This window comes from uncultured Streptococcus sp., from assembly GCF_963521255.1.
Taxonomy (GTDB): domain Bacteria; phylum Bacillota; class Bacilli; order Lactobacillales; family Streptococcaceae; genus Streptococcus.
The window spans coordinates 108,285-119,427 of sequence record NZ_CAUQTU010000001.1 but is presented as its reverse complement, the minus strand read 5'-3'; the positions used below and the strand labels follow the sequence as shown (position 1 = coordinate 119,427).

The 11,143-nt window shown below is 32.0% G+C and carries 8 protein-coding genes and 1 pseudogene; 3 read left to right on the top strand and 6 right to left on the bottom strand.

What is annotated here, in order from left to right:
* Positions 1 to 396: 396 nt before the first annotated feature.
* The 3 genes and pseudogenes from RWP09_RS00565 to RWP09_RS00555 all read right to left on the bottom strand — a co-directional run.
* Positions 397 to 1,272, bottom strand: coding sequence for a hypothetical protein (locus RWP09_RS00565; RefSeq protein ID WP_314432821.1), 876 nt, complete (start codon positions 1,270 to 1,272; stop codon positions 397 to 399).
* A gap of 4 nt (positions 1,273 to 1,276) precedes the next feature.
* Complete coding sequence (locus RWP09_RS00560) at positions 1,277 to 2,557, bottom strand: DNA methyltransferase (RefSeq protein ID WP_314432820.1); 1,281 nt, start codon at positions 2,555 to 2,557, stop codon at positions 1,277 to 1,279.
* Between the two features lie 60 nt (positions 2,558 to 2,617).
* Positions 2,618 to 2,942, bottom strand: a pseudogene (locus tag RWP09_RS00555) (S24 family peptidase); the annotation flags it as partial.
* A gap of 454 nt (positions 2,943 to 3,396) precedes the next feature.
* Between RWP09_RS00555 and RWP09_RS00550 the strand changes: the two are divergent.
* Both RWP09_RS00550 and RWP09_RS00545 read left to right on the top strand, forming a co-directional pair.
* On the top strand, positions 3,397 to 4,512 hold the full coding sequence (locus RWP09_RS00550; RefSeq protein WP_314432819.1) for a hypothetical protein: 1,116 nt from the start codon (positions 3,397 to 3,399) through the stop codon (positions 4,510 to 4,512).
* A 79-nt stretch (positions 4,513 to 4,591) separates the two neighbouring features.
* Positions 4,592 to 6,034, top strand: coding sequence for a HEPN domain-containing protein (locus RWP09_RS00545; RefSeq protein WP_314432818.1), 1,443 nt, complete (start codon positions 4,592 to 4,594; stop codon positions 6,032 to 6,034).
* 348 nt (positions 6,035 to 6,382) lie between these two features.
* On the opposite strand, the gene RWP09_RS00540 is transcribed toward RWP09_RS00545, so the two are convergent.
* A complete protein-coding gene (locus RWP09_RS00540) occupies positions 6,383 to 7,591 on the bottom strand; it encodes an ATP-binding protein (protein WP_314432817.1) in 1,209 nt (402 codons plus the stop codon).
* A 640-nt stretch (positions 7,592 to 8,231) separates the two neighbouring features.
* On the opposite strand from RWP09_RS00540, the gene RWP09_RS00535 reads away from it, so the two are divergent.
* Complete coding sequence (locus RWP09_RS00535; protein WP_314432816.1) at positions 8,232 to 9,704, top strand: peptide MFS transporter; 1,473 nt, start codon at positions 8,232 to 8,234, stop codon at positions 9,702 to 9,704.
* A 379-nt stretch (positions 9,705 to 10,083) separates the two neighbouring features.
* On the opposite strand, the gene RWP09_RS00530 is transcribed toward RWP09_RS00535, so the two are convergent.
* Together RWP09_RS00530 and RWP09_RS00525 are read right to left on the bottom strand one after the other, a co-directional pair.
* A complete protein-coding gene (locus tag RWP09_RS00530; protein ID WP_314432815.1) occupies positions 10,084 to 10,560 on the bottom strand; it encodes a glutathione peroxidase in 477 nt (158 codons plus the stop codon).
* Positions 10,557 to 11,135, bottom strand: a complete 579-nt coding sequence (locus RWP09_RS00525; RefSeq protein WP_314432814.1) for a DUF3278 domain-containing protein — start codon at positions 11,133 to 11,135, stop codon at positions 10,557 to 10,559. Before RWP09_RS00525 ends, RWP09_RS00530 begins: the two co-directional genes overlap by 4 nt.
* Positions 11,136 to 11,143: the final 8 nt, after the last annotated feature.

Below are 11,143 nucleotides of genomic sequence, written 5' to 3'. Positions count from 1 at the left end.
TACAATGGATTCATGAATAATTAAAAAGAAACAAACATCAGAAAAGCTATTTGGCATACTATGAGTCACCTAAACGAACTATTGAATTTACAAGATGAAAAATATAGAAAACATGCAATGTTTCATCTAAGATCTAGTATTGATTGTTTAAAACGTATAATGAACAATAAAAAAACCTATCCACCAATGGATAGGGATGAAGTATTTTAAAAATCAAATAATTTGTGAACAACTTTATATTTTCTTTTAGCTAGTTTTATATGATCCTTTATTTCATGGAGTATAAAAAATTTATTGAAATAGTGGACAATCTTCTCTTAGTTTCTTTAAACGCAAATTTCAAAATTGGCTAAAATAGCACATTTATCATACGTGTCATATTATGTTAGTACATTATCAGAATGAAATTTTCTGTATAAATTCAATGGCATCATTTTTATTTATAAAATTCGCATTAATTTCTCCAACATTTTCACTATATTCTACATATATCTTATAAGATTTGAATCCGTAACTTTGATTAGTCATTTCATCATAAGAATTTAAAAAGGTTATAGCTTCATAACTGTCAAAAAAAGTATTTGATTCACCATGTAAAGGTATAACTATTATCTTTTGCACTTTCCGTTCAATACTTTTCTTTAACTCCAATATAAATTCATCAAAAATTTGTCGGTTTTCGGATACTATATCTTTCTTTATAGTTTCTTTTTTATCAGATATTAAATGTTCTACTTGATTCAAAATTCTAGTAATTTTTTCCGTTTCTGTTTTTTCATCCCAGCGGATATCAATTTGGTACTTATTCTGAAATAAGCCAACTATACTTTCATAATCAATATAAGCGACTGTAATCCCTTTAGACTTCAATTGCGCTATTGAAGGTTTGGTAAACACACCAGCCAAAACTGCCCCTTTAAATGGATGCTGATTAGAATAGGTTTTATACATCACGTCTAACACATCGCCAATTTCTTCTGCTTTATTCTTAGAATGTTTTGCATACCTTCTCCAGGCGATTTCAATAAATGCAATGTACATCCCAAAATTTTCTTCAGTTCCTCCTTTTTCAATAACATAGTCTAACTTATGATCATTACCCAAGAGATCTTTTCCTATAACTTCTTTTTTCATATCTCTTGCATGTCGTTCTTTTTTATAATCCAAATACAATCCATTTTGTATTGTTATTGGTTCTACTACATCTTTTATAGTTTCTTCAAAAAGATCGCCAATTATTTGTCCTAATTTATGTGCTGGTGACTCCGCCATTATTTTATCCTTTCACCCATAGATAACCTTCTTTTAGTGGTACAGTATGTGTTCTGTTTTTCCACTTTATATTTCTATCACGTTCTTTCTCAAAATAAAATGATTCAAATCCATATGATACTGCTAACTCGCCTAACCACTTATCTACAGGAACATAGATACCATAAGGCGCAGAGTCACCAATTACCAAACAAACTTCCCCTCCTTTTTTTACAATACGTCTTAAATCAATCCAAAATTTGGCCATATCCAAAAAATAAGAAGCAATCATAGTATGATAGTTTTTCTTTCCTCTATGTCTATCTCGTTCAGCTTCTAATTTTGAAACTACTTCATTTAGCTCTTTGTGTATTGGAGACAACAATTCATTATTTACGATTTCATAAGTTTGATTCTTTATTTTAGAAATATGCTGTGTATTTGATACAATCAAATGTTTTCTAACTTTATCTTGAAGCTCTCCCCAAGAACCAATTTCTCGATAAAAAGATAATTCTAAACGTGTAGCATCGGCATAGTCATAATTATTCGCATATGGAGGCGATGTTATGACGAGATCTGCCCAATCTTTTTCCACTTCTCTGGCATTTCTTGCATCAGAAACAAAGAATTTTGCTTTTGATTTTCCATATAACTCTTGAAATTTAATCATATCATTTTTTATTTGAAAAACTTTACTTTTAAATTCATCAAAAGGGTCTTTAGCAACCTTTTTCTTGTTTGGAAGAACGTATTGCCACTGTGCAGTCCCCACTCCAGATGTAGTTCTTAATATACTTGATAGGGCCATCCAAGTCAACTGATACTCAGCAGACGAATCTTTTTTCTCTTCTAAAGCTGTATTAAGTTTTTGTAATTTCAAAAGGTTCTCATAAGAATAACTCTTCTTTATTAGATCTGGAAAATCATCTAGTGCGTCATCATTATTTCTTTCTGCAGCTTCTATAATACTTAACGCAAATGATTCGAAATTCTTATAGTCAGTATCCCACTTTATCTTTGCATCAGTCATCTTGCTGACAAATGGGTGTGGATCGACACCTATACTTTCTACCTCCATTTCATCTGACGCAATTAGAACTGTTCCGGAACCACAAAAAGGATCATAAACGTGTAAATTCTTTTTGTAATTATCATGTATTACTGATTTAGCCCATTCCGCGGAGAAACCTGCTGAATATCTATACCATCTATGAACTGGTAATTTCATGTTATTTACAAATGTGGTTTTGTTGCTTTTTTTTACAGATTCTTTAATTTCATCTTCAAAAAGTGTTAATTGCATTATTCATTCCCTCATTATTATTAAATTTTATTGTAACATTTTTTGCGAAATTTTTCTGAATTAAACCTCCAAGGGTACAAAATTACCAACAACGATCACTACCACTCGCAGATCATTGTCATAGGAAATATATAAGTCTTCATAACTGGGATTTATGGAAAGCAAGCGTAAACCATTTTCCTTTTTGTAGACTCTTTTAATATATGTTTGGTTATTATATACGATAGCATAGACTGCACCATCATAATCAAATCCTGTTTCTCGAATAAGAAGCTACAGATCCATTTTGATATTTGGGTTCCATTGAATCGCCAGATACCCATGAAGCAAAATCATGTGCTAGTTCTTCGTCAAAATAGACAGTATCATAGTTCTGATCATTATAATGAAAGTAGTAGTATAACTATTATTTTCTCATAATTTTTGCCTCCTTCTATAATTTGAATTTTACCAAAATAATATTACAAGAGTATGTTAGTGTCAGTTATTATGGAAAAATAATGGAATGTTTATTATAATAGTAAATAATAATCTTTCGGGAAAATAGTTGTTTTTCGGAAAGTTAATAAAATCTTTGAACTTGAACATAAAAACAATGGAAATTCCATTGTTTTTTGCTATAATGACACTATAATATGACAGGAAGCTGTCAAAGTCAGTTGCTTTAAAACGTTAATTGATACGATTATATCAATATTTCAAAGCTATTTGCAAAGTGCTTTTCTAGGTTTACACTTAAAATAATTGTTAAGTTATATAGGAACCTTCTAGATAAAGACTGAGTACTTTTAGAGTATAATATAGTTATGTAGAGTTAAAAAGAATTGAGGAAAGTAATATTGGCTAAATCTCACATATCAGAATTATTACCAACTAAGTATAGAAAACGTCATCAATTAATGCTATATTTGTATGATATACTAGTTGATATTTTGGTTAAAGCTGATAAATATCAATTATCCAGTCTATCTTTTAGATTTACTAATGAGATAAATGATGAAATTGACTTGTTTGATGAACTAGATAGACAAAAAGATTTAGATATTTCTGAATATGTATATATACCTCACATCTTTTTTTCAATTTTACGTGATTTAAATTACTATCTATTTGAATCTCTGAGTTGTATAGAGAGGGGAAAAGTTACTGTTGCATTTTCTCTTGCTAGGAAACCTTTTCAAGATAATTTATTTTATTTAAGTTGGATATTGGTTCAACCACATGATTTCTTAGAAAAAATACAATATGGAGAGCTTAGGGAATATGACGTAAGTGATTTGAAGGGTAAAAAAGAATTTGTTATTGACCTACTTTTAAAAGCAAAAGAATCGATTCAGTATGAAAATGGTTTTTTGGATTTTAGTAGAGAATTACTTGATCCTGAATTACTATATGACATTATATATAATCGAAAGGCAGAAAATAGTTTAACAAGTGTATTTGATCAATCTATTCATTTGGTGACAAAGAATAAAAATTATCCTACGGAAAAGCGAAATCTTAATTTTATATTTTCTGATGATAAGATTTGGGATGATTTTTGGCATTTGTTCTATGAGAAAACACCCTACATTCTAATTTATTTAGTAGAAGTAGCTATTGCTATATTTGAGAAATATTTTGATATTGATTTAGAAATAGTTACCCTGAACCGGTATATTAGAAATTTAAAGATAATTTTTGCTTTATCCGGAGAAGAAAATAAAGAATTAGAAAGTATTTTTGATTTACTATTTATTAGTGATAATTTTAGCATGACATGTGAAGAATGTGGGAGGCTATATAAGTTCAATAGCATTTTAGTCAGGGAAATAAAAGAAGATTATCTATATACTTGTCAGAATTGTGGTTTTGTAGAGCGATTAGGGCAATATTTTGTGAGTGATGAATTACTAAATTATAAACGAAAGATTGTCATTGATAATTCAGATAATGAGAATTGGAAGTTGGTCTAATATAATCAAAAGATGCTACTAATAAATCACAATTTATAAGAATGCGAAGGATTTATGAATAGCAATCAGAAAGGATAGTATGAAATTTAAAGATTACACTTGGGATAAAGAGTTTGAAATAAAAGGGTATTTTTCAGAACGTTCCGACGATATAGTTAGTAAGGATAACTTGAGCGGTATTTTACATTATTCTCCTAGTGAAATTGTATTAGAATTATTTGGTGGATTTGAAGAGGAATCAGGCGTTTCATTCGGTTTTGGTAAGTGTTTGGAAAAGATATATGGTTTCTCCAGTAATGGTAATATTTTAATTTTAAATACTTATGGTGAACCAATGGTACATTCCTCATCTCCTGGATTTCCGATAACTAGATATAGAGTAAAAAATTTTAAAATTTACAGTGTATTTTATAATGAACTTGGAAATTTTGATTATAGTTCTGAGGCCTTTAAAGATTTAATTAATGAATTAGATTCTGAAAAAATCAAGGAATATAAATTTAGCTTTGAACATATTGAGGAATGGATTGAAAAATCATTGGTAACTGTTAAATATAGAGACAATCAAACTATTTTTGAAAGTGCAGTAAGTGAATATCAACCAACAAAAGTGTTAATAAGATCACTAGGAATGAACTTTGAAGATGTGGCAATACTCCATTCTTCATATACAACTACGTCATTTACCAGTGATTATTTTATTAAACTTATTTCAGCTAATTTAAATATAAGATATTTTGATGAATTTTATCAAGCTTCACATAAGTTTAAGGAATTTATTGAGATTTTATCAAATATACCATTGTCTTTTACTAATATTGAATTTCTTGTTCTTTATAAAATGATAGATGGTAAGCGTATGCCACTTATAAAAGGCAAATTCTTTGTTCAGCATTCTAGAAAATCCCAAAAATGGAAATCGTATTCTCAGCAAGATATTTCTTTGAGGACATTAGAAGATAATTTTGAAGATATTTTAAATCATTGGTTTGATAAATCTGAGGAACTTGAATTTATAGTGAGACAATTTTCAAAAAATCTTCATGGTGATTTATATTTGGAAGATCAGTTGGTTGATGCTATTAGGAATTTGGAAGTTTACTCTAGAAATTTTAAGAATTTTAAAAATCCGAAATGTTTATCTGATGTTGAAGAAAAAGCTAGACAATCTTTGTTTGACTTTATAAACACACATCTTTTAGAAGAGGTAAGAAGAAAATTTAGAAATAAATTGAAATTTAATCAAAAAGAGCCTAACCTTGCCGAACGTTTAAAAAATTTATTCGATTCAATTGATGAGCTTAATCTGTCTAAAATTTTTTCGAATAGTGAGAGAGAACTACTAATAATAAAATTAATTCAAACACGAAATTACTATACTCATGGTGATTCGAAAGATAACTATCCAGAAATGATAACAGATATCAGGGAGATGTATGAAACAAAATTGCTTCTTCAAGAAGTGCTGAGATATTATATTTATCAAGAATTGGATATGAAATACAAATATAAAAAATTCTAAACCTTAAGCCATTAGCTCAATGATTTAGGATGTTTTCATGGAAATTGGAACAATTGACACAGTTGTTGAGACTTTAGTCGCTTATAAATGTGGCTGCAACCGGAGAAGGTCAGTTGTCTCAAAATGTTAATCAATATGAGTATATTAACGTTTACAGACATTCAAGAATTTTCTCTTGGATGTCTTTTTTGTATCGAAATCAAGAGTTTCCATCATTGATTTTTAGTCTAGTATTAGTTTCTACTGAATAAGCTTTTTCGGCCATAACAAAACACTCCTGTTCATAGTTTCACTAGATTTTGACAGGAGTGTTTTTCTTGTGTCTCAATTTATAGGTTCAGTACTTATCTATTTTTCTAGTAACCAATCTATGATATTTTTCTTCTCAATACCATTGTAATTGGCTGTTGGCTGAATCGTATCCATTGTTAATAGATATTTTGGAAATTGATCTTTAATGGCTTCTAGTGGTCTAAGTTCTCTTTCAAGTGTTTCTGGAGCAAGTGTTGTTTCACTGACCTGATAATAAGCGTAGTGGCCAAGATCAGTTACAACAACAAAATCGACCTCATATTTATCTAAATTACCAACATATACTTGTGAATATCTACGTCTCAATTCCAAATATACCATATTTTCCAATATATGCCCAATGTCTTCTTTGTGGTCTGGTAATAAGAGATGTCGTAAACCTAAATCAACGGGATAATATTTTTCTAAGCGTTGTAATAATGCTCTACCTTTTACATCAAAACGTGGAACGGAATAAAAAAGTAAACTATCTGTCAAAGTTGTCAAATAATTTTCCAAAGTATTATGGGATATTGAAACATTTTGGCTGACAAGGGTATTGCGAATCTTATTTGTTGATATTAAGCTACCTGTACTACTGAGGAGGGTTCGGACAATGCGCTCAATAATCGTAGGATTTGGATTTCCCAATCTAGTGACAATATCATTTAACAGTATTGAGTTATATATTCCTCTGAGATAGTCAATTTTTTCAGCGTAAGATGATGTTTGCAATAAGTAAGGGAAAGCACTAAAGAGATAATTGTTAAAAATTTCTGTTGTATTCAGATTCTCTGAGAGAGATTGACCTGATAGGTATTCTTCAAATGACAAAGGAAGAACCTCTATCTCAACATACCGACCAGTCAAATTTGTAGCTAATTGGCTACTCATAAAGTAGGCGTTTGATCCAGTCAAATAGAGGTCTACATTTGGCAAGATGAATAGACTATCTGCTACCAGTTCAAATTTTTCAACATGTTGAATTTCATCTAAAAAGATATAGTATGTTTTTTCCTCAACTAATCTTTCTTTTATATAAGCGAATAATGTTTGAAAATCTCGCAGGTCATAATAACTCAGATCCTCAAAATTGATGGATATGATTTGATCCTCGTCTACCCCAGTTGCCAGTAATTCCTCTTTATATAGTTGAAAGAGAACAGATTTACCAGCTCGTCTAACTCCACTCACAACTTTAATGATTTGGCGGTTACGATGTCTTTTTAAAAAGTCTAAATAATGTGGTCTTTTAATATAGTTCATAATAGTTACCTCAAAGATAGTATAATACAAATAGCAATTATTTTCAAATATTTAGAAATAATATAGAATTTGTTTTATCATTTTTAAATATCTAGAAATAATATTTAGAATTATTTAAATATCTTTAGGATAGAAAAAGAAATTGCACTGGCATGAAGAAACTGTGTATTTGTTGCTAAACTGTACATTATCTTTATGATACAGTATTTCGTATTTTTCAATTACATAAGCTCCGAAAACTAAAAAAGTGATAACCCTTTGATAACCTCTCGATTTTAAAAAGGGTTATATATGTAAGAATTGAGGACTTATCTCTTAAAATTACTTGATTTTAGCAATAATTTACCATAAATATCATGATGTAGAAAAAATCAGGTCTTAAGAAAGCTCGTAAAGCATCACAATTTAGTAAACGTTAATTTGAAAGAATTACTATACTTACAAAGAGCACCTTTCGGGGTGTTCTTTTTGTACTTTCTGACTTAAATAGATCCCTATCTGATATTTTCTAATTGAGGATAAAGTAGAAATTCATCTAAATAGTTTTTTTCAGAAAATTTTCTAAAAGAAACAGGATTTATTTGACATTTATTTGAAAATTCTGTAAAATGAATTATTATATCGTTAAAGGAGAATATATATGGAAAAACAGAAAACATTTTTTGGACATCCTATGGGCTTGTCCACCCTCTTCTTTACAGAGATGTGGGAACGCTTTTCTTACTATGGGATGCGAGCAATCCTACTTTACTATATGTACTATAGTGTGCAAGATGGTGGGTTGGGGATGGATAAGACCACAGCTGCATCGGTTATGGCGATTTATGGCTCGCTGGTATTTTTGTCCTCGGTTATCGGTGGTTTTGTCAGTGACCGTATTTTAGGAAGTCGTAAGACTGTCTTTTACGGTGGGATTCTGATTATGCTAGGGCATATTGCTTTGGCAACACCTTTTGGACAAGTGGCTCTCTATCTTTCTATTGCCTTGATTATCTTTGGTACTGGATTTTTAAAACCCAATATCTCAGATATGGTGGGGGGGATTTATGAGAAAGAGGATGATAGACGGGATGCAGGTTTTAGTATCTTTGTCTTTGGTATTAACTTAGGTGCCTTCGTCGCCCCTTATCTAGTGGGTTATCTAGGTCAGGAAGTCAATTTCCATCTAGGTTTCTCATTAGCTGCTATTGGGATGTTCTTTGGTCTGGTGAAGTATGTTTTGGATGGGAAGAAATATCTGCCTGAATCAAGTCTTTACCCCACTGATCCACTTTCACAGAAGGACCAGCAGACCTTGATTAAACGCTTGCTGATTACACTTGTCATGGTTATTCTTGTGGTTATAGGTTTAGTCTTTACTCACCAGTTTAACGTGGATATGATTGTTAATATCTTTACAGTGATTGCTGTAATTATTCCAATCTACTATTTCTTTAAGATTTTATCTAGTCAGAAAATAACTGCCACTGAGAGATCTCGAGTATTTGCCTACATTCCTCTATTTATCGCTGGAGTGCTCTTCTGGTCTATTGAGGAACAGGGTTCTGTTGTTCTCGCTCTATTTGCGGATGATCAAACTCAACTTTACTTTAATGTATTTGGGAATCAGATTCATTTTCCATCTAGCTTTTTCCAAAGTATCAATCCCCTTTTCATTATGATTTATGTGCCGATTTTTGCGTGGTTGTGGGGGAAAATGGGTAAAAAGCAACCATCTTCTGCTAAGAAATTTGCTTACGGTTTATTTGCTGCAGGTTTATCCTTCTTGTGGATGATGTTACCAGGGATGCTCTTTGGGACAGATGTTAAGGTCAGTCCTCTCTGGTTGATTATGAGCTGGGCTATTGTGATTGTGGGTGAAATGTTGATTTCGCCGATTGGTCTATCAGTCACTACTAAGTTAGCACCAAAGTCCTTCCAAGCACAAATGATGTCTATCTGGTTCTTGAGTGATGCTGCTGCCCAAGCTATCAATGCTCAAATTGTAAAATTTTATACAAGCGAAACTGAAGTTGCTTACTATGGAATTGTTGGAGGAATTACGATTGTATTCAGTATTATCTTACTCTTCTACGTTCCACGTATTGAAAAACTAATGTCTGGTATCAAATAGAGAAAAAGTGTAATTTCTGTAGGATGCTAAAGTTAGGATAATTATTTATTCATGGGATTTAGTTCTGTATTGTACAGGGCTAAGTCCTTTTAGTTTAATTAAAATTCACAATGTTTCTGATTTTCCTAGTAGACAATCGTCCACTTTTTCTATTTAATACTCAATGAAAATCAAATAGCAAACTAGGAAACTAGCTGCAGGTTGCTCAAAACACTGTTTTGAGGTTGTAGATGAAACTGACGAAGTCAGTAACCATACATATGGCAAGGCGACGTTGACGCGGTTTGAAGAGATTTTCGAAGAGTATAAGTCGAAGCCCATCAAAAAATCTCACTATTCATTGAGCTAAAGGAGACCTGATCATAGTGAGATTGTAAAATTATAGTAGATTTCGCATGGCCTCTTCAATTTGTTGTGGGTCTGTTTTGGAAGAGAAGCGTTCAAAGACTTGCCCATCTCGACCGATGAGAAACTTAGCGAAATTCCATTCGATTCGTTTTCCTAGTGGACCAGATTTCTGGTCTTTCAACCAAACATAGAGGGGATCTGCCTCCTTACCGTTGACCTTGATCTTGGCAAAACGTGGGAAGTTGGTTTGATAGTGTAGGCTACAGAAGGCGTTGATTTCTTCTGCGCTACCTGGTGCTTGTCCCATAAACTGATTGCAAGGGAAGTCTAAAATCTCAAAACCTTGTTCTTGATAGCAATCATAGAGTTCTTGGAGACCTTGGTACTGGGGAGTTAAACCGCATCCAGTAGCAGTATTGACAATCAAAAGAACTTTCCCACGATAGGCATTTAGTGGAGTTTTTTGCTTGTCTTGGTTCAAGACTGAAAAATCGTATAGTGAAGTCATTGCTTTCTTTTCTCCTTCTGTTTGGTATTTTTAGGAGTTTTTTCCTCCTGTAGGGATAGAAAACCGTAGGTCAGGGTTCCAAAAATGCTACCGATAATCAGGCCATACATCAGCAAAGGAACACTTTTATCGAATTGCATGAGCAACTTCCCAAAATCTGAAAAGGACATCTGCTGAACGAAGACTTTATGAAAGATGAGTAAGGTAAAGAAGCCGATCTGAAGGCCGATAAACACAATCCAGCTTCGGAATTTGATTTGGGCTTTGCTGTAGGTTTTGAGGATGATTTCTGACTTGTCATCTTTTTCCAGATGGAGTTCTTTGACAGCTCTTTGGGTTTTTAAAGTAATGAAAAAAATGAATCCAGAGTAAACGTAGGGCATGGCATAGCGAACGGCTTCTATGAAGCGTCCAAATAACAGATAAAACAAGAAGAGGAAGAAGGAAGAATAAACGATTTGGACCATGGAACGGGCACAGGCTTTGTAGATAATTTCTTGCCGGCATTCATCAAAAGGGCCTTGGATGTGAAAGAGATTTCGAAGTAGGCGAGTGGTTAAGTCTTCTTTTTTCATGTTAGTAA